The sequence below is a fragment of the Maribrevibacterium harenarium genome, from assembly GCF_006385675.1.
Taxonomy (GTDB): domain Bacteria; phylum Pseudomonadota; class Gammaproteobacteria; order Pseudomonadales; family Marinomonadaceae; genus Marinomonas; species Marinomonas harenarium.
In genome coordinates this window covers 1-22,201 of the sequence record NZ_VFRR01000049.1, presented here as the reverse complement: position 1 = coordinate 22,201, position 22,201 = coordinate 1, and the positions used below count along the sequence as shown (strand labels likewise).

At 47.1% G+C, this 22,201-nt stretch carries 23 protein-coding genes and 1 pseudogene; 10 read left to right on the top strand and 14 right to left on the bottom strand.

The window, feature by feature from the left end; translation table 11 throughout:
• The 3 genes from FJM67_RS17675 to FJM67_RS15445 form a co-directional block, all read left to right on the top strand.
• On the top strand, positions 1-251 hold a 251-nt coding region (locus FJM67_RS17675), incomplete at its 5' end, for a type II toxin-antitoxin system RelE/ParE family toxin (RefSeq protein ID WP_407943638.1).
• Between the two features lie 47 nt (positions 252-298).
• Complete coding sequence (locus tag FJM67_RS15450; protein ID WP_140591185.1) at positions 299-562, top strand: DUF3820 family protein; 264 nt, start codon at positions 299-301, stop codon at positions 560-562.
• A 125-nt stretch (positions 563-687) separates the two neighbouring features.
• Complete coding sequence (locus FJM67_RS15445; protein WP_328591933.1) at positions 688-1,380, top strand: aspartate/glutamate racemase family protein; 693 nt, start codon at positions 688-690, stop codon at positions 1,378-1,380.
• A 12-nt stretch (positions 1,381-1,392) separates the two neighbouring features.
• On the opposite strand, the gene FJM67_RS15440 is transcribed toward FJM67_RS15445, so the two are convergent.
• The 5 genes from FJM67_RS15440 to FJM67_RS15420 form a co-directional block, all read right to left on the bottom strand.
• A complete protein-coding gene (locus FJM67_RS15440) occupies positions 1,393-1,875 on the bottom strand; it encodes an FKBP-type peptidyl-prolyl cis-trans isomerase (RefSeq protein WP_140591182.1) in 483 nt (160 codons plus the stop codon).
• A 42-nt stretch (positions 1,876-1,917) separates the two neighbouring features.
• The gene (locus FJM67_RS15435; protein ID WP_140591179.1) at positions 1,918-2,493 is read right to left on the bottom strand and encodes a DUF1439 domain-containing protein; all 576 of its coding nucleotides are present in this window, start codon (positions 2,491-2,493) and stop codon (positions 1,918-1,920) included.
• On the bottom strand, positions 2,486-3,358 hold the full coding sequence (locus FJM67_RS15430; RefSeq protein WP_140591177.1) for a mechanosensitive ion channel family protein: 873 nt from the start codon (positions 3,356-3,358) through the stop codon (positions 2,486-2,488). Before FJM67_RS15430 ends, FJM67_RS15435 begins: the two co-directional genes overlap by 8 nt.
• A 295-nt stretch (positions 3,359-3,653) precedes the next feature.
• Complete coding sequence (locus FJM67_RS15425) at positions 3,654-4,427, bottom strand: retron system putative HNH endonuclease (RefSeq protein WP_140591174.1); 774 nt, start codon at positions 4,425-4,427, stop codon at positions 3,654-3,656.
• Positions 4,424-5,725 carry an AAA family ATPase gene (locus FJM67_RS15420; protein ID WP_140591171.1) on the bottom strand — a complete coding sequence of 434 codons (1,302 nt, stop codon included), beginning with the start codon at positions 5,723-5,725 and terminating at the stop codon, positions 4,424-4,426. Before FJM67_RS15420 ends, FJM67_RS15425 begins: the two co-directional genes overlap by 4 nt.
• Positions 5,726-6,182: 457 nt before the next feature.
• Between FJM67_RS15420 and darT the strand changes: the two genes are divergently transcribed.
• Positions 6,183-6,830, top strand: a complete 648-nt coding sequence (darT, locus tag FJM67_RS15415) for a type II toxin-antitoxin system toxin DNA ADP-ribosyl transferase DarT (protein WP_140591169.1) — start codon at positions 6,183-6,185, stop codon at positions 6,828-6,830.
• A gap of 1 nt (position 6,831) precedes the next feature.
• The gene (gene darG / locus FJM67_RS15410; protein ID WP_140591165.1) at positions 6,832-7,920 is read left to right on the top strand and encodes a type II toxin-antitoxin system antitoxin DNA ADP-ribosyl glycohydrolase DarG; all 1,089 of its coding nucleotides are present in this window, start codon (positions 6,832-6,834) and stop codon (positions 7,918-7,920) included.
• 134 nt (positions 7,921-8,054) lie between these two features.
• On the opposite strand, the pseudogene FJM67_RS15405 reads toward darG, so the two are convergent.
• Positions 8,055-8,642 (bottom strand): annotated as a pseudogene (locus FJM67_RS15405) (type I restriction endonuclease); the annotation flags it as partial.
• A gap of 182 nt (positions 8,643-8,824) precedes the next feature.
• Here FJM67_RS15405 and FJM67_RS18005 point away from each other — a divergent pair.
• Positions 8,825-9,247, top strand: a complete 423-nt coding sequence (locus FJM67_RS18005; protein WP_140591159.1) for a YebG family protein — start codon at positions 8,825-8,827, stop codon at positions 9,245-9,247.
• A gap of 65 nt (positions 9,248-9,312) precedes the next feature.
• Here the strand turns inward: FJM67_RS18005 and FJM67_RS15395 are convergent, their stop codons facing one another.
• A complete protein-coding gene (locus FJM67_RS15395; RefSeq protein ID WP_140591157.1) occupies positions 9,313-11,181 on the bottom strand; it encodes a bifunctional sugar phosphate isomerase/epimerase/4-hydroxyphenylpyruvate dioxygenase family protein in 1,869 nt (622 codons plus the stop codon).
• A gap of 251 nt (positions 11,182-11,432) precedes the next feature.
• On the opposite strand from FJM67_RS15395, the gene pcaQ reads away from it, so the two are divergent.
• Entirely contained in the window at positions 11,433-12,374 is a 942-nt protein-coding gene (pcaQ, locus tag FJM67_RS15390; protein ID WP_140591155.1) for a pca operon transcription factor PcaQ, read from the top strand.
• A gap of 49 nt (positions 12,375-12,423) precedes the next feature.
• On the opposite strand, the gene aroQ is transcribed toward pcaQ, so the two are convergent.
• The 6 genes from aroQ to FJM67_RS15360 all read right to left on the bottom strand — a co-directional run bounded on the left by aroQ (position 12,424) and on the right by FJM67_RS15360 (position 16,879).
• Positions 12,424-12,876 carry a type II 3-dehydroquinate dehydratase gene (gene aroQ / locus FJM67_RS15385; RefSeq protein ID WP_140591153.1) on the bottom strand — a complete coding sequence of 151 codons (453 nt, stop codon included), beginning with the start codon at positions 12,874-12,876 and terminating at the stop codon, positions 12,424-12,426.
• 11 nt (positions 12,877-12,887) lie between these two features.
• Positions 12,888-13,820: an AEC family transporter gene (locus FJM67_RS15380; RefSeq protein WP_140591150.1), complete on the bottom strand. Its 933-nt coding sequence runs from the start codon at positions 13,818-13,820 to the stop codon at positions 12,888-12,890.
• Between the two features lie 20 nt (positions 13,821-13,840).
• Positions 13,841-14,515, bottom strand: coding sequence for a GntR family transcriptional regulator (locus tag FJM67_RS15375; protein ID WP_140591147.1), 675 nt, complete (start codon positions 14,513-14,515; stop codon positions 13,841-13,843).
• Between the two features lie 102 nt (positions 14,516-14,617).
• The gene (locus FJM67_RS15370) at positions 14,618-15,472 is read right to left on the bottom strand and encodes a shikimate dehydrogenase family protein (protein ID WP_140591144.1); all 855 of its coding nucleotides are present in this window, start codon (positions 15,470-15,472) and stop codon (positions 14,618-14,620) included.
• Positions 15,473-15,675: 203 nt separating this feature from the next.
• The gene (locus FJM67_RS15365) at positions 15,676-16,530 is read right to left on the bottom strand and encodes a class III extradiol dioxygenase family protein (protein ID WP_140591141.1); all 855 of its coding nucleotides are present in this window, start codon (positions 16,528-16,530) and stop codon (positions 15,676-15,678) included.
• On the bottom strand, positions 16,523-16,879 hold the full coding sequence (locus tag FJM67_RS15360; RefSeq protein WP_140591138.1) for a protocatechuate 4,5-dioxygenase subunit alpha: 357 nt from the start codon (positions 16,877-16,879) through the stop codon (positions 16,523-16,525). Before FJM67_RS15360 ends, FJM67_RS15365 begins: the two co-directional genes overlap by 8 nt.
• A 273-nt stretch (positions 16,880-17,152) precedes the next feature.
• On the opposite strand from FJM67_RS15360, the gene FJM67_RS15355 reads away from it, so the two are divergent.
• The 3 genes from FJM67_RS15355 to FJM67_RS15345 all read left to right on the top strand — a co-directional run bounded on the left by FJM67_RS15355 (position 17,153) and on the right by FJM67_RS15345 (position 20,550).
• A complete protein-coding gene (locus FJM67_RS15355; RefSeq protein ID WP_140591136.1) occupies positions 17,153-18,379 on the top strand; it encodes a LysR family transcriptional regulator in 1,227 nt (408 codons plus the stop codon).
• Between the two features lie 128 nt (positions 18,380-18,507).
• The gene (locus tag FJM67_RS15350) at positions 18,508-19,455 is read left to right on the top strand and encodes a Gfo/Idh/MocA family oxidoreductase (RefSeq protein WP_140591134.1); all 948 of its coding nucleotides are present in this window, start codon (positions 18,508-18,510) and stop codon (positions 19,453-19,455) included.
• A gap of 111 nt (positions 19,456-19,566) precedes the next feature.
• A complete protein-coding gene (locus tag FJM67_RS15345; protein ID WP_140591132.1) occupies positions 19,567-20,550 on the top strand; it encodes an aldo/keto reductase in 984 nt (327 codons plus the stop codon).
• Between the two features lie 56 nt (positions 20,551-20,606).
• Here FJM67_RS15345 and FJM67_RS15340 read toward each other — a convergent pair.
• Positions 20,607-22,201: putative bifunctional diguanylate cyclase/phosphodiesterase (locus FJM67_RS15340; protein ID WP_140591131.1), on the bottom strand; the 1,595-nt coding region annotated here is incomplete at its 5' end.

Below are 22,201 nucleotides of genomic sequence, written 5' to 3'. Positions count from 1 at the left end.
ACGAAACTGGTTCCATGCGGTACGATAGCTTATTCCTTGTTTTCTTGCCCAATCTGAAAGCTTCATTTACACCAATATATTACTATGTATATATATACAGTAACATAAAATCAGCAACAGTTGCAAACCCTGCTGTTGACTACATTAGACCAGGGTATCGGCGTAGTGTTTGTGGTGTTCATGCTATTTTCTACCGAGTTCAGCCTGATTATGTCGAAATTATGCGTATCATAGGTCACAATGATTTCTAGCGAGACCTCTTTCTTCCCTGATTGATCTACATAAACAGACCAAGCCCATGATTGAAAAACAAGACTTATTAGATATCGCCCGCCAAACCATGCCGTTTGGCAAGTACGAAGGTCGCCTGATCATTGATCTACCGGAAGAGTATTTACTGTGGTTTAACCACAAAGGCTGGCCGGAAGGGAAGTTGGGGCGCTGGTTGCAACTGGCTTTGGAAGTCAAAGTAAATGGTCTGGAAAAAATCGTTGAACCACTAAAATTGCCCACCACTAGCGCGAATAAGAAACCCAAAGTACAGATACATTTCGATGACTAGCATCGCGCATCTGTATGGCACACAGTTAACACCATCCCCACACAGTTCGTGAAAATTCGATGTATCTGCTGCTGAACGCGTCAGCTGTATGGCTCTAAGCTAACCCCATCTGACTAAGGAGCAAAATGATGAAAACCATCGGTATTTTAGGCGGCATGAGTTGGGAGTCCACTACTCACTATTATCAGTTTATGAACCGCTTAGTGAGAGAGCGTCTAGGCGGGCTGCATTCTGCCAAAATCTTGCTCTCAAGCGTGAACTTTGAAGACATCGCCAGTCTGCAACGGCAAGGGGACTGGCACCAAGCCGGTGAAGTCTTGGGGCAAGAGGCGCGTAAGCTAGCGCTGAGTGGGGCAGACTATATCGTTATTGCCACCAACACCATGCACAAAGTCGCTGGGCAAATCGAGCAAATTAGCGGCTTGCCGGTGCTGCACATCGCCGATGCCACGGCTGATGCTATCATCGCAGCCGGATTCACTCGGGTGGGTTTTCTCGGCACTAAATTTTCGATGGAAGATAGTTTCTATCGGGAGCGATTAGAAGCTAGAGGCATAGAGTTCATGATTCCTTCACCCCAAGAACGGGAGGAAGTGCATAGAATCATTTTCGAGGAGCTATGTCAGGGTCAGATTAACTCCGCATCGCGACAAAGTTACTTGCAGATTATGAACAACCTAGCACAGCAAGGTGCTCAGTGTGTGATCGAGGGCTGTACGGAAATCGCCATGCTAGTGCAGCAAGAACATACGCAAATCCCTCTGTTTGATACGACCGAAATTCATGCCAGAGCGGCCATAGAGCGCGCCCTAGCATAATTCTGTACCGTATTAGTGGTGGTGATGACCGCCAACACCGTGGGCATGACCGTGGGAAAGTTCTTCTGCGGTCGCTTCACGGACATCGATAACCTGCACGATAAAGGTTAAATCTTTGCCCGCCAATGGGTGATTCAAATCCACAGTGGCGTGTTTCAAACCTGCTTTTACCACGGTAACTTGGCGCATACCTTGGTCGGTATGGACAGTCGCTACCATGCCTGCTTTCCAACGCTTCGCACCTTGTAAATGCTTAATTGGTACTTGTTGGGTTTTACCCTCTTGGCGCTCACCGTAAGCTTCAGAACAAGGAACAGTGACTTCAAATTCTTCACCAGCGGCTTTGCCTTCCATCGCCTTTTCTAAACCGGGAACGATATTGCCATGACCATGCAAATAGGCTAATGGATCGTTACCAGCCGACGTTTCGATAAAATTCTCCCCTTCTTTGAGGGTGTAATGGAATTGCACAACGCTGTTTTTGGTGATGCTCATTTGAGCTCCTTACTGTTTCGGTATTCAAGCCCAGACATGGGACTAAAAAATTAAAAATTCAATGGTATCTTCGGTGATTGCTAGGTTCTTAACAAAACTTGCCGCCGTTCTTTCCATCAATGAGTGGTCCAGCACGTAGACAGGATGACGCTCAAAGTACTGCGCCACCGCTTGTTCAAACTCTGAATGTAAACCACCTAGATACTGCCGTAACATGGCATCGGAGAAATCACTGCCATGCACTTGAATATTGGTGAGTTTAGGGGCCACCAAATATACCTCATTGCCTTGTAAGCGAATACCCGATTCAAAGGCTGGTCTCAGGCTGGTTTTGAAGGACACATCTCGCCCAAACATGGTCAGGGTTCCTTGAATATCTGTGTCCATAGCCAATAACACCAGTCCGCCATCCCGTTCTGTCAGATCGATATTCGCTTCTTTCACTAAAAGCGCCATGTCAAAGGCACCATCGGGCATGGTTAATTGAATACGATTTTCGCCCACACCTTGCTCTAGGCGAGTCGCCAGCTCCTGATTTAACCCCTGCTCAGTGATGTGCAAGGCGCTACAGCCCGTCAACGGCAAGGCAACCAGCAGCATTACTAACAATTTACCCATGATCCGCTCCTTTCTCTTGTTTAGCGCGCTGCTCAAACCAAAACCGCATAAAATCCTGAGTTACTTTTTGCTCGATATCTACCGCTTCTCGGGTTGGGCAAAACAGCGACACAGTAAACACGTTGTGCCCTTCTGGCGTTGTTGTGATACGCACCTTCGGCTCTGGGCCGGAGATCTTAATGTCTAAGCGCTTTTCAATCAGACTGTTGTAACGTATCGCCACATCGCGAAAATGTTCACTGTATTCTTTAATGCGTTCAAGGATCTGCTCGCGTATTTCATACAAATTCACCTCATCCCCCTGACGGGCTATAGCGAAAGTATGCTCCACATAGCGGCGCATATAGTTAAGATTCTGCACCGTACTGGTCAACAACAAACTATTCGGCACCACCGTAGTTCGTCCAGTGTAAGTATAGGTTTTCCCCTTTAAATCCACTTCAAACAAAGTAGTCGAAAGCCAGTCGCTGTCGGTGACTTCCCCTTCAAAGCTGCCGATTTTCACCCAATCCCCCACATCAAAGGGGCGCGTGCTGGCTTTGTAAAATGCCCCCACGATACAGGAAATAAACTCCTTGGTGGCCACCACCAGCGCCACCATGAAAGCCGCGATGGAGATAGCAATATTCTGTAACTCTGCTGACCAAACAAAAATCACCCCGATTACCATCAACAAATTGAAGGCATTATCGAGGGTGTTCAAACGCTGACGTTTTTTGTCGTGATCAATTTTTTGATTATTACGTAGTACATATTTCCAGTAGCGGCGCACAATAGTCACGCCCAGCAACCAGACTAAAGTCAGCAACCATTCCTTGTTCTGCTTGAGCACGGAATAGTCCCATTGAGTGATATCAAATTGCATAGTGTTAGTACCTCACAAGAGCGCCAACTCTAACAAGCATTCGGTCTGAGCTAAAGAAGCAATAACGAAAACAATGCAGAGCAGAATATCCCGTTGTGGCTTCAGGTTGCCACCGGGTATTAAGCAGCTCAAAATTTGAGCTTTTGGGTAATTTGCGCGATACTTTAACGGCAAGCAATACTGAGGGCTACAACCATGAGTACCGGCACTTCCTGCGACCGTCTTGATGTGGATGGCCTAGAGAACGCATCTCGCGAAGGCCTTAAAAAAGCGATTAAACACTATGATTGTAAGCCTAACCACTATAACCAATAGCCTGAAGCTGTCGCTCTCCGGCTTCGCCTAAGTAATTACGAATACTTGTAAAAAACTTTGGCCACTCTTGGTTTCCATTTTTTCTAAGCAACGCCGCAGCTAGTAATTGAAGCGCTTGATCAACGGAAAGCCCTTGGCGCATATAACGTATCATCTGCTCATTTACGTCATCTAAAACGGCCTTACGAAAACGGCGCAATCGGTTACTATCTAAATGAAGTTCATCGATAGTTGCCTGCGCTTTAACGATCGAAATACTGGCTACACCACAGTTTTGAACATCAACGGATAAGGCGCCAGATACTCGATCACATTTGAACAGTCTCGGGAAGGCGGGAATATTTAATGGATTAAGAATTACATTGTCGAGGATTTTATTATCCTTAGGAACATCACAAGAGTGGTCTGGACTGGTAAATCTTTTACCATCGGATACGTAGCGTTGATTCCCTCCGTGACAGCATCCTAATAAATTATTCCAGTCTAGATGCCAATTTTTATTTGGGTCAGAATCATCACTTTTGGGATGAAAATGCTCGATACGAAAATCATCCTCTGTCTGTGTATTCACTGGAGCGGGCAAAAGATCAATCTCGCAATAAGCACACAAGCCGCCCTGATCGTAGCGTATTTGTTGCTGGAGTTCCTCTCGTCGAGCTTTTGATTGCTTAAATTGCTCCCAAGTATTATTGGGGGATGCCTGTTTATAGACCCTCAATAAATTTGGATCTACTCCCTTAGATACCTTCTTCATGACTGCTCACGCTCCCACTCTTTTATTCGAATATCCATATCTAAACGCGCCAGCTCCGGTTCATGCTCTAACCCCCATCTATCCAACTCTTCACGTAAGCGTTTTGCCTCATCGCAGTCCCACTTATCTTGCGCAACAAGCGACTGATACCGCTCTAAAGATTTAACAATTGGTAAGGCTTCAACGCGTGCAGATTTTAGACCTAGTACATCTAGCAATACTTGCTGAGCTTCCGCACCTTCTGAGAAGTCAACGGATTGCAAAACCGGCTCATCATTATGCCAATCAATGACACGCAAAGACTCAGGCTTAACAGATGAAATAACTTGAGGGCTGTGAGTTGACACAATAAATTGAATATTCGGAAATGCACGCATTAAGTCTAATAAGATAGTCTGCTGCCAACCTGGATGTAAATGTAAGTCGACCTCATCAATCATAACAATGCCAGACGACTGCAACGAGTCATCCATTTCTGGATTCGCTTCAGCCATACGAGAAGCAATATCCATCACCATTGCCAAGGTCGTACGATAGCCATCACTTAACTGCTCGATACGCAATGTTTGGGTCGCATCATCACGTAACCAATCGACTTGAATACCAGCAGGATAAACACCTCTGGGATTCGAAAATTCTGGTACGACTAAGTTCACGGCTCTGCGTATGGCCTTGAGCTCAGGCAGCTCCCACTCAAAAGAACGAAGCTCTTTCTGCTTTTGCGTCTCAATCGTTTCTAAAGCATAAAAGTACTCAACAAAGCGCTTAAAGTTCGTTTGACTGACCAAGCCTTCTTTTAGAGCGTCAAAACGTGAGAACTGCTTACCAAAATTACGTTTCCGCGCAGGCACATCAAATACGCCTCGTCCCGCTCCGTAGTAGGCTAATATCGGCAGTTCAACAGCTTCACCCGCATTAAAGTAATCAATTAAACGATCAGAATACTCATTCAAAGACTTGAGACCCAAAGCTTCGGGGATCTGCTTTGCCGTACTCTGCGTCTTATCCCGCTTTTCAGTACGATCCCACATAACACCATCAAAAGATTCTGCTGTTAAACGCATGAAAGGCGGTTTTTTTCCATCTGCCAACACTTGGAAGTCCGTATCTTTAAAAGACAACCCTTTTTGATCCGGTAACCGTGTAAGCAGTGGTCCAAGTGATGTTGCAACACCATCTAAAATACTTGTTTTACCCGCGCCATTGCGAGCGACCAAAACCGTCAACTGAGGCTCGAAGCTCATCGAAAATCGAGTAAAGCGTCGAAAATGCTCTAGTGTTAACGTTTTGATCTTCATTCGTACAGCTCCAAAGAGTGGTTATGACAAGCAATCTGAGTACCTATTTGGTACTCAAATATACCATTTCGATATACGAAAGTTTAACGCTGAGTACTTTAAGTTCACAAAGTGTGGACTTTAAGTACCTATTTGAGTTGAAAATTAATCCGTTATCGTTGCTCCCCAAGCGCTCGTAGCATATCAAACATGGTCAGGCCAAAGCTGCGCATACGTTCTGGATCGGATATTATCAATTTGATATTGATAGATTGGTTTTGTGTACCTATAGTTCACACATCTCGTCTACCATGTGTAGAAGGAGTTACGGCACCGTCCCCATCAGGGGGCGAGGCCTGCTTTCAAGCCGTGCAGCCTAGCCGTCTACATCCATAGTCATTTCTTTGATACTGGCTTTTGAAACTGACTAACTGATTGAAACCAGCAAACATTAAAACTAAAATTCGATGAAACAAGCATGTCAGGTCGTTATCAAAATTTAAATCCGCAAAAAGGTCTTATATGGCGTATCGTCCATGTAAGTAACATCCCATGGATTTTAGATAATGGTCTCTACAGTGCGAATTCCACGGTTCAGTCACCTAACTACGTAGCCATTGGTAATCAGGAGCTGATTCAGAAAAGAACACAAAGGGCTGTTCCTATTGAGCCTTTCGGAACACTAAGCGATTACGTTCCATTTTACTTCACGCCGTTTTCTCCCATGATGTACAACATCTATACTGGAAGAGGTGTGGCAAAACGACGTAACGAAGAAATAGTCATATTGGTTTCATCGATCCCGAAGCTGGTGGAAAACAATACCCCTTTCGTATTCACCGATCGACACGCTTACACTCAACTGGCTGAGTTTTTCAATCAATATAACGACTTAAGCAACCTAGACTGGAACATTCTGCAAAACAGAGATTTTCAGCGCGATGCAAACGATCCTGAAAAGTTAGAGCGCTACCAAGCAGAAGCACTCGTCTACCAACATCTTCCTGTTCAGAGCTTGTTGGGGATTGTTTGTTATACTGAAGAGATTAAGCTTCAATTGGAACGTGAAGTTCAGTTAAGATCGCTTGCCCTAGATATCCGCAAAAGAACAAAATGGTATTTCTAATATGATTCATTACACACAAGGTAACTTGCTCGACGCAGAGGTAGATGCCCTAGTCAACACGGTAAATACCGTAGGTGTAATGGGTAAAGGAATTGCGCTCATGTTCAAGGAACGCTTCCCTAAAAACATGAATATTTACGCGCAAGCCTGTAAAGCTAAGCAAGTACAAACTGGTAAAATGTTTGTCACATCTACTGACGAGCTCACAGGCCCACAATGGATTGTAAACTTTCCAACAAAGCAACACTGGCGCGCCCCATCCAAAATGGAATGGATCGTAGAGGGACTAAAGGATCTAAGGTCATTTATTATTGAGAATAATGTGCGATCTATTGCTATTCCCCCTTTAGGCGCAGGTAATGGCAAACTGAATTGGGATGACGTTAAGCCTCATATTGAACAAACGCTTGCTGACTTAGAGGGTGTAGATGTGTACGTCTACGAACCGACATCCCAATATCAAAATGTAGCTAAACGCAAAGGTGAACTCAAACTTACCCCAGCTCGCGCCATGATCGCAGAGCTCGTTCGTCAGTATTGGACACTTGGGGTTGAATGCAGCTTGTTAGAAGTTCAAAAACTCGCTTGGTTCTTAGAACGATCTATCGAGCGCCATCCGGAACTACCAAGTAACCCTTTAGACTTACGTTTTGAAGCCAATATTTATGGCCCTTACGCAGACCGTCTTCGTCATGTTTTAGATCATTTGGATGGCACTTATCTAATATGTGAAAAACGCATCAGCGATAGTGATCCGCTCGATGTGATCTGGTTTGATGATGCGCAAAAAGAGCGCTTAGAGGCATATCTGAAAAGCAGTGAAATGAAGCCCTATAAAGCGGCTTTGACAGAAACAATTAAACTCATTGATGGTTTCGAGACCCCATTCGGCCTTGAGCTACTGTCAACTCTGGATTGGCTCATCCATAAAGAGGAAGTCGAACCTAATAAAGCAGCGCTGATGGACGGTATCAGCAAATGGCCTGCTGGTGTAGGAGCTGCGGCGCGAAAGAGTAAAATCTTTCATGAAAAAGCCATTACTATTGCCCTTAATCGCTTAAAACCTTTCTATCAAGTTGAGCTTGCGTAAAGCTCAACCTTAAAGGCGACTGTTCAGTCGCCTTTTTATTACCTACTTACAAATGATTTACACCGCCTGCGCCACTAGGGCATCGGTTAGGTTTAGCTGGGTGGTTTTACTGTCAGTGAGTTTGGCCTTTAGTTGGCCATGACCAGTAAAATGCGGTCTTGACCTTTGGCGACGGCTTCAATCGTTTTGTTGATGGCCTGTTGCTGGTAGTAGCGCGGCGCTTTGCCGGTGCCATCGTCGTGGTATCTTTCTTCGATAATGGGAAGTTGTTCTGTCGGGTAGCCTTTCCATTGGGTGAATTTTTGCCACAAGGTGGCTGGGCTTGGGAAGTCTTCTAGGGCGATTTCGGATTCCATTTGCCCGAGATTGGTCTTGTCGTGAAACAGAAAACCATCCCCATTGGTGGAGAACACAAACGGCACATCTAACAGCTCGGCGTAGCCCAGCCCCTGCTGCATACCTTTGCCCAGCTCATATTTGTTAGCTTTGGCTTCGATGACCGCCAATGGCATTCCAGTTTTGTAATACAAGACAATATCAGCGGATTTCACTTTTTGCCGGGCGGCCACTTGGCCCCGCACCACGACTTTACCGTCTTTGAGCTTCACTTCTTGGCGGATCTGGGTCATGTCGTCCCAACCGGCGCGCTTTATTGCCGGTAACACCAGTTTGGTGATGATGTCTGTTTCAGTGAGCTTGGCTTTGTTGATTCCGTTGGGCATAGGTGCATCCATAACTAGACAATTGTTTGCTTAAGACAAATTTACTCAACTTCAGCCTGTATTGCTACCAGAGTTACGTCTCTTGCCGCATACCAAATGACGAACGACAAACAAAACTAGTGGACAATCAAATTAAATTTACTGTATAAATAAACAGTATATTTTAACGCGAGGTGCAGACCATGCCTGTTGTAGTGAAATACGTTGTCGAACGAAACGGAACCGAAAAAATGACCTTTTCAAGCAAAGCTGAAGCAGATGCTTATGACAAATTACTGGAAACAGCGGAGCAACTTGAGCAGCTGTTAGAAGCGTGTCCACAGCTCAGTGACAACGACATAGTGCCGAATTTGGCTATGTTTTTAGCGGAAAACAAAGACGATGTGCTCGCTGCGTTGAATAATAAGCGCAAGCCCGTTGCCAAGCCCAAAAAGGCGACGCCGACTAAGGCCAAACAAAGTTCCCCTAGTCAGACGGTGATGGATGACTTAGTGATTGAGCCGGATGATGAAGCAAGCAGCTACCTTGATGATGAATCCGTAGATTACAGTAATGATGATGAGCTAGTCGTGAGTGTGGACGAATACACGGACCACGCGGCATAAAAAAACCGACAGCTACATGGGTAGGTGCCGGTGCCACAGGCCAATCAGCCACACAGCGTAACCCGTTATGAAGCTGTGTGGTTTTGCTCCTGACGAGCCTGGGAGGCTAAACGAACGTAGGCATTGGCTTCGCCGTAATTACTGTAATTGCCAACCCGTTGTAGCACTTCGAAAAAGACTCCGTGGATTTCTTCTGTATAACAATGGAAGAACGCCCCCTGTTCATTTTCGTCGTACATAATGTTGTGCTCTTTGAGTTTTTGTACCAGCTCTGGATCAAGGCCAAAACGCGCCTCCAAATCACGGTAGTAATTGGCAGGGATCGGCAGTTGTTTTTCCTGATCCATATTTTGCACCGCGGCAAAGATATCGTCACAGGCAAAGGCGATTTGCTGTACGCCGGAACCGCCAGCTTTTTGCATAAAACGCTCCGCCGATGCTGAGCGGGCGTTGGTCATATTAATCGGAATACGTACGGACTTATCCCGGTTGGTAGCTGTGCGACTGACGACCAGACCGTGGATATCGGGCAAGTCCTGCTTGGGTTCGATATCAAAACCGAAGATGGATTTATAAAAGAAACCAGCCGATAGGAAGTCCACATTGGGCACCGTTTGTCCAAGATGATCTACTCGGGTTAGACCCACACCGGTTTCCCCTTGGATGCCTTCGATGGGCTCAAAATCCACATCGAAAAAGCGGTATTTGCTGTCCGCATTCACTAAGTACACTAGGCTGTCACCGATGCCACGAATAGCTGGGATATTCAGTTCTCCGGGGCCGGCTTGGTTAGCGAAGCGCTCAGCGCGGTAATGCTCAGCCATGGCTAAGGTTTGCTTCACATTTTCTGTGGCAAAGCCGATAGCGCAAACGGAGACGCCATGTTTTTGGAAATGGTCGTGGGCCTGGCTCGCAGGCTCTCGGTTCAGTACTAGGTTGATATCCCCTTGGCGCATCAAGCTGACATTTTTGGAAACGTGTCGGTGGGTTTCTTTAAAGCCGAGTTGGGCCAGCGTTTTGATTAGGGCTTCACCCGTTTCCCCCTCAATGGCAAATTCAATAAATTCCAAACGTTTCACTTCCGGCACCTTAACCGGGAAAGATTTAGGTTCCCCTGTAGATACGGTTTGATCATCCAGCCAAATCAGTGAACGCATACCATCAATCGCTTTCTCGATGGGAGATGAAGAACGGAAATCATCGTTGAAAATTTCGTGGGAAAGGTAATCGTCAAACCCTTTGTCTTTCAATACCTGCACAAATTCCACGACAGGCATATCCCCCTGTCCGGGGAAACAACGAGAGTGGCGACTATAGGTTAGGTAGTCCTGTCGTGGCATTACCGGCGCGTCCGCCACTTGTACAAGGGCAATTTTGTCTACCGGAATTTCGTCCCGTAGCAAATCTAAAGTATTGCCCCGGGAGAACATATGAAAGGTATCTAAGTTAATACCAAGGTTAGGGTGGTCAACACGTTTCACAAGGTCCCAAGCATCATAATAATCGGCGATATGATAGCCCCACGCCAACGCTTCGTAGCCCAGCATAATCCCCTCTGGTGCCGCTAACTCAGCTAAATGACGCAAATCGTCCGCACAGCGATCACGATCTCCCGATGAGTAAGGTTGGACGTTGGAGCACATCAGTAGCCGGTTCGTACCCATCTCATGGGCAACGGCCATTTTACGCTTGAGCATCTCAACTTTTTGCAGGCGTAGTTTTTCTGGCATCCCTTCTATATCACGAAATGGCTGCAAGGCAATGATGGCTAAGCCTAAATCATCGGCGATTTTGCGAACTTCTTTTGGCGAGAGTTCAAACTGAGTCAAATCATTCTCGAAGATTTCTACTCCGTCAAAACCCGCCTTTGCCGCCGCTTCAAGCTTTTCCCGTAATGTACCTGAGATAGAGACGGTTGCTAGTGCCGTTTTCATTTGCGCATCCTCACCAAAAAATTAGGAACCTATCACGCCACAAGCTTATCGCAGGCTTGCATACGCTTTTGTCATATAAATTATGCTAGCACAGGATTTAGGCGTTAAATTAACCGCAATTCATGAAATAGAGCCCATTAAACATTCCAAAAAAGGAATACATAAAAACAGCATTAGTGGCTACACTAAGTACCCACTACTGTCTTTTTCCGCTTTAATATTGGCTGTTATGCCGACTAGGGGAGCCTGCTATGCTCGAAAACCGCATCAAATACCGTCACCTGCAATGTTTTTTAGAAGTGACTCGGCAAGGCAGTGTGATCCGCGCAGCGGATGTGCTTGCCTTAACTCAACCTGCGGTTTCGAAAAAGCTAAAAGAACTAGAAGATATTCTGGGCGTGCGCCTGTTGGAGCGCAGCAAAAAAGGGATTGAGTTAACTCCATTTGGTAATGTGTTTTTAGAACATGCCAGCACCAGTGTGGCGGCTTTACGGGAAGGCACCGAGCGGATTATTCAAGCGCAGCAAAAAGGCATCAATCAGATCAGTATTGGCGTGCTACCCACTGTGGCTACCAGCGTTTTACCCGAAGCGGTGCTGCGTTTTCGCGAGGGTGGCGTAGACGCCAGATTGCATTTCGTGTCCGGCTCGAACTCATTACTGATGAGTCAGTTGCGCGTCGGTGAGCTGGATCTCGTGGTTGGTCGCTTGGGTTTACCGGAAGCCATGTCAGGACTCTCTTTCCAACATTTGTATTCCGAACAAGTTGCCTTTACGGTACGCCCAAACCATCCGTTATTAACCAAGCCCAATTTCAAAATCAGTGATATCGCGGGGTATACGGTACTTTACCCCCCAAAAGGATCAATAACCGCACCTTCGGTGGATCGTTTTTTACTATCTCAAGGAGTCGGTAATATCCAAGACCGCATTGATACGGTGTCAGACTCCTTCGGTAAGGAGTTTTTGCGCAAAAGTGATGCAATCTGGATTATTTCTAAAGGGGTAGTAGCAAGGGAAATCGCCGACGGTGAGCTGGCAGAGCTTCCTGTCGATACCAAGGAGACATTGGGGCCCGTAGGACTCACCACCCGTGCCGATACAGTGCCATCCATAGTGCTGCAACTTTTTATGAATGCCGTGAGGGATACAGCCAAAAAACTGGACAGTTATTACAAGCCAATGGAATTTTGAACACTCAGCTTCGCGCCATAACAGGGGCGAAGCTGAGACGGTATGCTAGCTAGCGACCGAATTTGTGCACCAATCCTTGGATACCCATAACATAGCCATGTACTCCCATGCCAACGACAATGCCAGCGGCACAAGGGGAAATATACGAGTGATGGCGGAAGGATTCACGGGCATGAACATTGGAAATATGCACTTCGATTACTGGCACTTCCGCACCTTTAATAGCATCGTGCAGCGCTATGGAGGTGTGGGTATAAGCACCAGGATTGAACACCACGCCAAGCACTGAACCCTCTTTGACACCGCGCCCTGCTTCATGGATGGCATCGATCAGTACTCCCTCATGATTGGACTGACGAAAATCCACCTCATGCCCGAGAGCTTGTGCTGCCTCGCGACACATGCTCTCCACATCTGCCAAAGTTTCGTAACCGTATTGGGCTGGCTCACGCTGGCCAAGTAAATTTAGATTAGGGCCATTTAGTACCATAATCGTTGCCATGAAACGTACTCCTAAATAAGAAAGCGCAGCAACGCGCTCAAGGTAAAGAAAGAGGCGACTGTGGTAATCAGCAAGGTGCTGGCACAGAAGCTGCGATCACCGTATTCGCCACCAATAATAGGGTAAACCGAGAACATTGGCATCGCTGCGAATAAAATTACCGAGTAGCGCAGCTCTTGGGGCATTTGAGGAAACAACAGGGTGACGGCTGCCACAACCGATGGGAAGAACAGCAACTTCATGACCACCACTAAACTAATAGGAGCCAAGCTACCGCGGATAGTCACTCCCACCAAAGAACCGCCAATCACCACCAGCGCAGCGGGAGCACTGCCCATGGCTAGCATATCCAAGCCCTTTTGCAGAAACTCCGGTAACGGAATCCCTAACAGGGACACAGCAGCGCCGGAACATACGGCAATAATAATAGGATTAGTCAAAACCCGTTTGCTAATCACCAACACCATGGATTTCTCTCGCGGCTGCTGCTTGCCATACATGGCTTCAATAAAGGCTAAGGCAATTGGCATAAAGAGGATGTTTTCCACCATCACCGCCATGGCAAAAGCTTGGGTAGGCGCGTGACCAAAAAACTGCATCAACACCGGAAAACCAATAAAGGCACTGTTGGGCATGGTGGCACCAATGGCTTTGACGCCACCGTTTAGAGCATTGTCAGCAAACAACCAGCGCGCTAACAACAAAGTGCCAAAAAACGCGCTAAGCCCCCCCACTGCATAGGATGCCATAAATGGGAAATCGACGATGGCGCGAATATCCATGGTCGCGACCTTGGTAAAGACCAATGCCGGAAGCGCCAAATACAGCACAAAGCGACTCAACCCCGGCAAGCTCTCCTTGGGGAGCACGCCATAACGTACCGCGACAAAGCCGAATAAAATCAGCAAAAAGATCGGCGCCGTGATATTTAACACCGCTTCCATGGAACTATCCTTAATAACTTTTAATTGGAATCTGTCGGCAAATTCAAACCGCGATTGATGTGTTGCTCTAACAAGGCTAGCGCCCGAGCAACATCATCATTCAGCAAACATTCCAACAGGGTATTATGTTCGTCCTGTGAGTCTCGCCCGCGGAATGGACGACGATCTAAGGTCAGCACTTGATAACGCATAAATAATTCAATGACGTTGGCGTGGTAGCGAATGAGTTGCTCGGAGCCACAGTGAGACACCATAGTGCAATGAAACTCTCGGTCCGCTTGCTCCCACGCCTGAACGTTCGCTTGCTCGTCCTCTAACATCAATTTTTCCATGTGACTGAGGCGATAGTGAGCACTCGCCAACTTGGATTTCCATTCCAATTGACCACTCTTATTTGCCAACGACTTGCGTACTCCGGCGAGCTCCAACATCACCCGCAATTCATGGAGTTCGTGCAGATCTTGCTTGGAAATAGGTTTTACGCGAAAACCTTTTTGATCCACAAACAACACAAAGCCGTCGGAAACTAAACGCATCAATGTTTCCCGCAGGGTGTTCACACTGACCCCATAGCGGTCTCTCAGTTGATTGAGTTTGAGTTTCTGTCCGGGCGCTAACCGACCAGTGGTTATGTCAGCCCGCAGCTGTTCATAAACAGATTGCCCAACGAGCTTTTTTTCTTCTAATTCCAGCATCAGGATCCAGTCATCAATTAAAAACGCCCTACACAAAAGGCATAAGGCGTTTCATTCTAATCGCTAATCCTGTCCCTGTTAATGGCTCGACGCCTGTTGCACTCAGATAAGCTCACTGACCACAGCAAACTTTTCCCGAAACCCATCCCACACCGGTTGTACCTGTTCTACTTTTTGGCCGGTAAAAATCTCAAAGGCATCAATACCTTGATAGAAGAATAGGTCAAAGCCAGAAACGATCTTTAAACCGGCTGCATGGGCGGCTAATAAAAATTCGGTATCCATGGGTGTATACACCGCATCAAAGGCCCAACTTTGTCCACCAAAAGCAGTCTTAGCTAACGGACAGCCTGGCGTGGTGTAGTGCCCTACTGGCGTGCAGTTCACCAAGCCATCGGCGCTATTAGCGGCATCCGCTGCTTCTTCTGGTGCCACAAATTTCGCCTGAAAGCCCGCATCATTCACCGCTTTCACCAAGGCTTGCGCACCAGCGATATTTAAATCGGTGACCATCACCTCAGTCGCACCCACTTCAAATAAGGCAAATGCAACCGCACGGCCAACACCGCCAGCACCAACCAGTAGAACCTTACCGGCAGGCAAGTCACCAACACGACCTCTATAGCCCCGAATAAAGCCAGTGTAGTCAGTATTGAAGGCTGCAATTTTGCCATCGAGAATACGCAGGGTATTTGTGGCTCCCACTTTGCGCACCGCGTCATTGACTTCATCAGCACTGTCAATGGCGATTTGCTTATAGGGAAAAGTCACGTTTGCACCGGTAAACCCTTGCGCCACCAGACTCTCTAACTTAGCTTGAAACGCCTCTGCACCACTGTCATTGGGCACTTGCAATGTGTAGGAGACGGGCAACCCATTCATCTCACCCAGCATCGTATGCAGTGCGGGGGCACGGGACGCCGCAATATTTTGACCTAACAAGCCAAGCTTAAACATTTATTATCACCCTCTGTTGTACGCTGCTTTCGAACAAGAAAAACAACCAATATAAAGTAAAATACCCTATATTTTTCACAGGTCAAATAACAAAGTTGATAAGCAACATCCAGAAAAATTAATAGGAGAACAATTACTCAAGAGCGCAGCCAAAAAAGCCCCGCTCAATAAGCAGGGCTTGAGTCAATTCCGGCAAAATACGCTTACTTGGCGTGTGCGGTGGCCAATAACTGCAACCCAGCGCCAGTATTGGAAATCGGCAAGTGATAACTACGGTGTAATTCTTGTAGTTTGCCTTCCCCTTCTAATGCGCCACGCATAGCGAGCCACATATTTAGCTCTACCCCTTGGGCGCCGGCTTTTTCCACCAACTCGTAGTTGCTAAAACCCGTCATGGCTTCTGGCTCATCCACCATTTTCTCCATGCACCATAGGTCAAATGGCTTATTGATAAAGCCAGCACGTTGACCGTCTAGCTGATGGGACAAGCCCCCGGTGCCAAACACCACCACTTTTTGGTCGCCGGCAAAGGAACGAATGGCATCACCAATAGCCTTACCAAAGGCAAAGCTGCGACTTGGCTTAGGCATGGGGTGGCGTTCACAGTTGATAGCGACAGGAATTACCTTGATATGACCATATTTATGACCTGGCCACATAAGAGTGAGGGGTACGGTTAAGCCATGATCCACCTTCATTTCTTGGCAGATGGTAATATCAAAATCGTTTTCCACTAGGTGATTGACGATATGCCAAGACAACTCAGTTTCGCCGGTGACTGGGGGAATTTCGGCAATGCCCCAACCTTCGTCGGCATTTTCGTATTGCTCCGCCGCCCCAATCGCAAAGGTGGGTTTACGGTCGTGAAAAAATTCCAAGCCATGGTCATTGTAAAAAATCACCGCAATGTCGGGTTCTTGCTTGTAAAGCCATTCACGCACCGGCGGGTAAGCTTCAAAGAAAGACTTCCAATAAGGCTCTTGTTCTAAGCCTTTATCCATGGCTACACCGATTGCCGGAATATGAGAACTACCAATACCACCAAGTAACTTAGCCATGTACCAATTCCCCTTGTTGAACCAAAAAGGCTTTAAATTCTTCTGTTGTCATACCCGTTTGCAAACCGCCCACATCTTGCACATTAAGGCCGAAAATACCGGCAAACTTGGCAAGGTAGTAGATACTGCCGCCCGCTTCTAGTAAGGCAATCACATCACGCTTACGTACTGCTTCTTTCTGTTCTTCGCTGAGCTTGAATTTATCAAAGTAAGCTTCTTCATCCCGTAAAAACTCCGCACGGGCTTCTGCATTGTTGAAGGAGTAGCACATTTTATTGAGGGGGTAGCCCTTGGTGGCGGCGGGGCCATCCATAAAATAGGTACCCGGGATAGGATTGTTCTGACTCATATGTCACCTCACTATTGTTATTTTCGACGGCGGCGTTTGCCTTTGTCTTGGGCGCAGTATAGGGACAATGCAAAAATTGATTCTTTGACATACGTCGGGTTTGTTAATATAAAAAAATAAGAAAGAACATTTCTTATACATCAGTGCAGAAAACTTATATTAGCGGCTCCAAACCCCAATTAACGTAATTTTTCCCACAAATATCTTTCATTTTTATCTTGAACTCATTCAATTTTGATATAGATTTATAGCACACTCCCTATGAAGCGACCCATGGAAATGCAGATCCCTAACTTACGCCACCTGCGGGTTTTTATTGCTGTTACTGAATTGAAGAGCATTACAAAAGCCTCTGACAACATCTTTCTATCCCAACCGGCGATTACTCAAGCGATCGCCAAGTTAGAAAAATCCTTAGACACCATCCTGTTTGAGCGCCATTCCGATGGCATGTACCCCACTCCCTCTGGGGAGATTTGGTATAAACGGGTGGCGCGGGCATTGGATTACCTTCAGGATGCCACCAACGATATTTTGCGCGATCCAAGCAATCGCGAGATACAGCCCAAAAATCTTCTAGCACAAATCAGTACCACCCAGTTAAAAGCATTGGTCGCTGTGTGCGAGGCGCGCAATTTCAGCATTGCCAGTCGTCAACTAGGGGTATCCCAATCATCGGTACACCGGGCTGCACGGGATTTGGAGAAATTACTGGGGATTGCGCTATTCGAAAAAAATAGCTTGGGTATCGATGCTACCCGAGCCGCCAAATTGCTGTCTCGGGCCACTAAACTCGCGTTTGCAGAATTACGCCAAGGTTTCTATGAAATCAATGCGATTCAGTTCCGTGATGTCAGCACCATTGCGGTGGGCAGTATGCCCCTAGCGCGGACGACCATCTTGCCCAAGTCGATTCTGCGCTTCAGCGAACGTCACCCGGATGTCAATATTAAGGTGATCGAAGGCCCTTACCCCGATTTGTTACAACATTTGCGCCAAGGGGACGTGGACTTGATTCTGGGCGCTTTGCGTTACCCAACACCGGCGGATGATGTGATTCAAGAAGAGCTTTGGAGTCCGCCACTGGCCATTGTTTGTCGCGCCAACCACCCTCTGCTGTCGCAAACCGAGGTCAGTGCCAGTGATTTAAACCAGTATGCCTGGGTGGTTCCAGCTGAAGGAACCCCTACCCGACAAGCCTTTGAAAGTCTCTTTCAAGATGCCGGCGCTACCTTGCCGAGCCGGATTGTGGAGTCCAGTTCTCAGATCTTAATACGGGAGGTATTGCTGGAAAGTGACCGCCTCACCTTGATTTCTGCCAACCAAGTGGAGCGAGAAATCAATATTGGCTTACTGCATATATTGCCCTTTCCGTTGGAGCATACCCGTCGCCCAATCGGGCTTTGTATGCGAAAAAACTGGCTTCCCACTCTTACGCAATCCCATTTCTTATCCATGCTCCGGGAAGTATCAGAGCAATTTAGACAGAAAATTTATTAAGGGCTATGTATTTTTTGAATGTCAGATGCGGTTAATGGATTATAACCCTCTTCCCCTAGGTGCTAGATTGGAAACATAACAATAACTGGATGCTTCCAGTCCACAAGATTTACTTACAGGAGCACGACATGAGAATTTGTATTGCAGGTGCATCAGGCGCATTCGGAATGAAACACATGGATGCGATCGCCAATATTGAAGGTGCTGAAGTGGTATCCGTTGTAGGCACCAAACCCGATGCCATCAAAGCCTTTGCCGAAGAGCGTGGTGTACCGCACTATACGACGGATCTAGCTGAAGCTTTGGCTCGCGACGACGTGGATGCAGTTATCCTAGCAACACCAACGCAAATGCACGCAGCACAAACCATTCAGTGTTTGGAAGCGGGCAAGCACGTCATGTCTGAGATCCCAATGGCGGACAACATCGAAGATGCTCGCAAAGTGGTAGAAGTACAAAAACGTACTGGTTTAGTGGCTATGGCTGGCCATACCCGTCGTTTCAACCCTTCCCACCAGTGGATTCATAACAAAATCCAAGCGGGCGAGCTGAAAGTACAACAAATGGACGTGCAAACTTACTTCTTCCGTCGCTCCAACAAAAACGCCCTAGGCCAAGCCCGTTCTTGGACTGACCATCTGCTATGGCACCATGCTTGCCATACGGTCGACTTGTTCCAATACCAAACCGGTGAAGTCGCCACCAAAGTTCAGGCGCTGCAAGGTCCAATCCATGAAGAGCTGGGTATCGCCATGGATATGAGCATCGGCATGAAGGTTTCAAGCGGCGCAATTTGTACGTTATCTTTGTCCTTCAACAACGACGGTCCGTTTGGTACCTTTTTCCGCTACATCTGTGACAATGGCACCTACATCGCCCGTTACGATGATTTGTATGACGGCAATGAAAACAAGATTGATCTAACTGGCGTTGCGGTATCCAACAACGGTATCGAGCTGCAAGACCGTGAATTTATCGCCGCAATCCAAGAAGGCCGTGCCCCTAATGCCTGTGTGACACAAGCTATTGATGCCATGGAAACACTGCACAAACTAGAGCTGTGCCTAGAAGACTAATTCGAAATTAGTTTATTCTTATTAACAGGGAGCCAAGCTCCCTGTTTTTATTAACGGCAGTCTGCTTTTGTCACCCTTTTCCATTGGTTTAATGCTCAAACGAGGTGAGTCATGTCCGCAACATCCCCCTTCTTTTTTAATCCTAAAATTGGCCTAGGCTGTATGAACCTATCCCACGCCTACGGCTCACCAGTCGCCGAAGAAAATGCTATTCAAGCGCTACAAAGAGCGTTGGACATGGGCTACCGCCACTTCGATACCGCCACCCTATATGGCGGTGGCAAGAACGAAACCCTACTGGGTAAGGCCATCATGCACCGTCGCCAAGAGTTCTTTTTAGCCAGCAAATGCGGCATGGCCAACGTCGATGGTAAAAAAGAGATTAATGGCCGTCCAGAAAACTTACGCCAACAATGTGAAGCCAGCCTGAAACGCCTTGGCACAGACCATATTGATCTGTATTACCTGCACCGCCTCGATATGAATGTGCCCATTGAAGAGAGCGTCGGTGCCCTCGGGGATTTGGTCAAAGAAGGGAAAATTGGTGGTGTGGGCTTATCCGAAATTTCCACGGAAACACTGCGCCGTGCCCATGCTGAGTACCCTATTACTGCATTGCAGTCGGAATACTCCCTTTGGACACGCAACCCAGAACTCGGCACCTTGGCAGCGTGTAAGGAACTCGGTATTACTTTTGTGGCATTCAGCCCATTAGCCCGAGGGTTCTTAACCGGCGTCGTGACCAGCCAAGCCGAGCTAGAGGACAAAGATATTCGCCGCAATATGCCGCGCTTCGATGAAGAACACTACCCCCGCAATCTAGCCCTTTTGCAAGACTATATGGCGCTTAGCCAAGAATGGGGCATCAGCCCTGCTCAGTTAGCTTTAGCTTGGGTGCTGGCCCAAGGAGATCACGTTGTCGCTATTCCCGGAACGCGCTTTGAAAAGCATATGGAAGATAATCTAGCGGCAGATAGCGTACAGCTCAGTGCGTTACAGGTAGCCACCTTGTCTGAACTGATCAATCAACATACGGTTGCTGGCCCGCGCTATAATGCTGCCCAACAACAAGAGATTGATACGGAAGAGTTCTGATAAACACACGAGGACGATGATGTCATCGTCCTCCTTCTTACTTGAGAGGGATTAGTTTAGCCTTTCAAGGGTTTTATCGCCTGTAAAGGGGGTTTGATTGAGGAGAAATCAAGAGATTTAGCTGGCAATAGTTTACTGTAAAGATAGCCTTGTAACTGATCGCAACCAAGATCACGTAAAACATCCACGTGCCCCTGTGTTTCGACTCCTTCAGCCACCAGCGTCATACCTAACTTTCTTGCCAGCATCACTATGGCGCAGACGATGGCTCGATCGTCTTTACTTTCTTCTAGGTGCAGTTGGGAAATAAATGAACGGTCGATTTTTAAGGTATCAATCGGTAAACGGCGCAGATAGTTTAAGGACGAATAACCGGTGCCGAAATCATCGAGAGCAATTTTCACGCCACAGGCACGCAATTCATTAATACGCTCGGTAACATGTTCAAAATTCCCGATCACGATACTTTCAGTGATTTCCAACTCCAGCAAATGGGGTGGTAAGCCACTCTCCTCCAGCGCTTGAGTAACCTGCTCCACCCAATTATCACCGGCAAACTGTCGGGCGGATACGTTCACCGCCATTACCAAATTCTCATTGCCTTGGGCGACCAATTGCGCACCGTAACTACACGCTTCTCTTAATACCCAGTTGCCAATCGGTACAATCAAGCCATTCTCTTCGGCGATATCGATAAAGTCCGCCGGTGATAACACCCCAAGCTTGGGGTGGTTCCAACGAATTAGCGCTTCTAAGCCCACCACTTGTTGATCAAAGCCCCCTACTTTGGGCTGGTAATAGAGCTCAAACTCCCCTTGGGCAAGGGCACTGCGCATGGTGGTTTCGATTTGTAAGCGACGCTGTAATTGATCATTGATCGCGGGAGTAAAGAACTCCACCCGGTTACCACCTTCTTGCTTCGCTTGATACATGGCGGACTCAGCATGACGCAACAAGTCATCGTATTCGAGACCATCTGCCGGGTAATGGGAGACCCCGATGCTGGCGCTTAATTCAAATACTCGCCCATTGTGTTTTATGGGTTGGCGAACACAATCAAATATACGATCCAGTAACTGGGTCAATTCAATGCCACGGAAATGATCTTCAAACGCCAAGAGGAACTCATCACCACCAAAGCGACCTAGGAAGCTCTCGGCATAGTGCTTGGCGCTGGTTAAAGCGGGATCGGTAGCCGTTAAACGATGTAAACGCCGAGCCACCTCTATCAATAAATCATCACCGACTGTATGCCCCAGACTATCATTGATTTGCTTAAAGCGATCCAAATCAATAATCAGCAAACACATACTGATCTGCTCGCGGCAGCAATAACGCATATGCCGCAGCACATTCTCACGGAAATGACTTCGGTTAAAAATTTCCGTCAGAGGATCATAGCAAGCTAAGCGCTCCCGAGCTTCTTCGTCGGCGTGTTGCTGGCTGGTATCGTGAAAGATACCAAAATAGTAGGCTGGTTCCTCATGCTCATTTTGAACCAGCTTAATGGATAACCATTTAGGGTTTGCAACTGTTGCTGATTTTATGTTACTGTATATATATACATAGTAATATATTGGTGTAAATGAAGCTTTCAGATTGGGCAAGAAAACAAGGAATAAGCTATCGTACCGCATGGAACCAGTTTCGT

What these genes read in the sequence shown, in the direction of transcription:
- FJM67_RS15450 (WP_140591185.1), top strand. Translation starts at nt 299, where the DNA reads ATGATTGAAAAACAAGACTTATTAGATATCGCCCGCCAAACCATGCCG.
- FJM67_RS15445 (WP_328591933.1), top strand. Translation starts at nt 688, where the DNA reads ATGATGAAAACCATCGGTATTTTAGGCGGCATGAGTTGGGAGTCCACT.
- FJM67_RS15440 (WP_140591182.1), bottom strand. Translation starts at nt 1,875, where the DNA reads ATGAGCATCACCAAAAACAGCGTTGTGCAATTCCATTACACCCTCAAA.
- FJM67_RS15435 (WP_140591179.1), bottom strand. Translation starts at nt 2,493, where the DNA reads ATGGGTAAATTGTTAGTAATGCTGCTGGTTGCCTTGCCGTTGACGGGC.
- FJM67_RS15430 (WP_140591177.1), bottom strand. Translation starts at nt 3,358, where the DNA reads ATGCAATTTGATATCACTCAATGGGACTATTCCGTGCTCAAGCAGAAC.
- FJM67_RS15425 (WP_140591174.1), bottom strand. Translation starts at nt 4,427, where the DNA reads ATGAAGAAGGTATCTAAGGGAGTAGATCCAAATTTATTGAGGGTCTAT.
- FJM67_RS15420 (WP_140591171.1), bottom strand. Translation starts at nt 5,725, where the DNA reads ATGAAGATCAAAACGTTAACACTAGAGCATTTTCGACGCTTTACTCGA.
- darT (WP_140591169.1), top strand. Translation starts at nt 6,183, where the DNA reads ATGTCAGGTCGTTATCAAAATTTAAATCCGCAAAAAGGTCTTATATGG.
- darG (WP_140591165.1), top strand. Translation starts at nt 6,832, where the DNA reads ATGATTCATTACACACAAGGTAACTTGCTCGACGCAGAGGTAGATGCC.
- FJM67_RS18005 (WP_140591159.1), top strand. Translation starts at nt 8,825, where the DNA reads ATGCCTGTTGTAGTGAAATACGTTGTCGAACGAAACGGAACCGAAAAA.
- FJM67_RS15395 (WP_140591157.1), bottom strand. Translation starts at nt 11,181, where the DNA reads ATGAAAACGGCACTAGCAACCGTCTCTATCTCAGGTACATTACGGGAA.
- pcaQ (WP_140591155.1), top strand. Translation starts at nt 11,433, where the DNA reads ATGCTCGAAAACCGCATCAAATACCGTCACCTGCAATGTTTTTTAGAA.
- aroQ (WP_140591153.1), bottom strand. Translation starts at nt 12,876, where the DNA reads ATGGCAACGATTATGGTACTAAATGGCCCTAATCTAAATTTACTTGGC.
- FJM67_RS15380 (WP_140591150.1), bottom strand. Translation starts at nt 13,820, where the DNA reads ATGGAAGCGGTGTTAAATATCACGGCGCCGATCTTTTTGCTGATTTTA.
- FJM67_RS15375 (WP_140591147.1), bottom strand. Translation starts at nt 14,515, where the DNA reads ATGCTGGAATTAGAAGAAAAAAAGCTCGTTGGGCAATCTGTTTATGAA.
- FJM67_RS15370 (WP_140591144.1), bottom strand. Translation starts at nt 15,472, where the DNA reads ATGTTTAAGCTTGGCTTGTTAGGTCAAAATATTGCGGCGTCCCGTGCC.
- FJM67_RS15365 (WP_140591141.1), bottom strand. Translation starts at nt 16,530, where the DNA reads ATGGCTAAGTTACTTGGTGGTATTGGTAGTTCTCATATTCCGGCAATC.
- FJM67_RS15360 (WP_140591138.1), bottom strand. Translation starts at nt 16,879, where the DNA reads ATGAGTCAGAACAATCCTATCCCGGGTACCTATTTTATGGATGGCCCC.
- FJM67_RS15355 (WP_140591136.1), top strand. Translation starts at nt 17,153, where the DNA reads ATGGAAATGCAGATCCCTAACTTACGCCACCTGCGGGTTTTTATTGCT.
- FJM67_RS15350 (WP_140591134.1), top strand. Translation starts at nt 18,508, where the DNA reads ATGAGAATTTGTATTGCAGGTGCATCAGGCGCATTCGGAATGAAACAC.
- FJM67_RS15345 (WP_140591132.1), top strand. Translation starts at nt 19,567, where the DNA reads ATGTCCGCAACATCCCCCTTCTTTTTTAATCCTAAAATTGGCCTAGGC.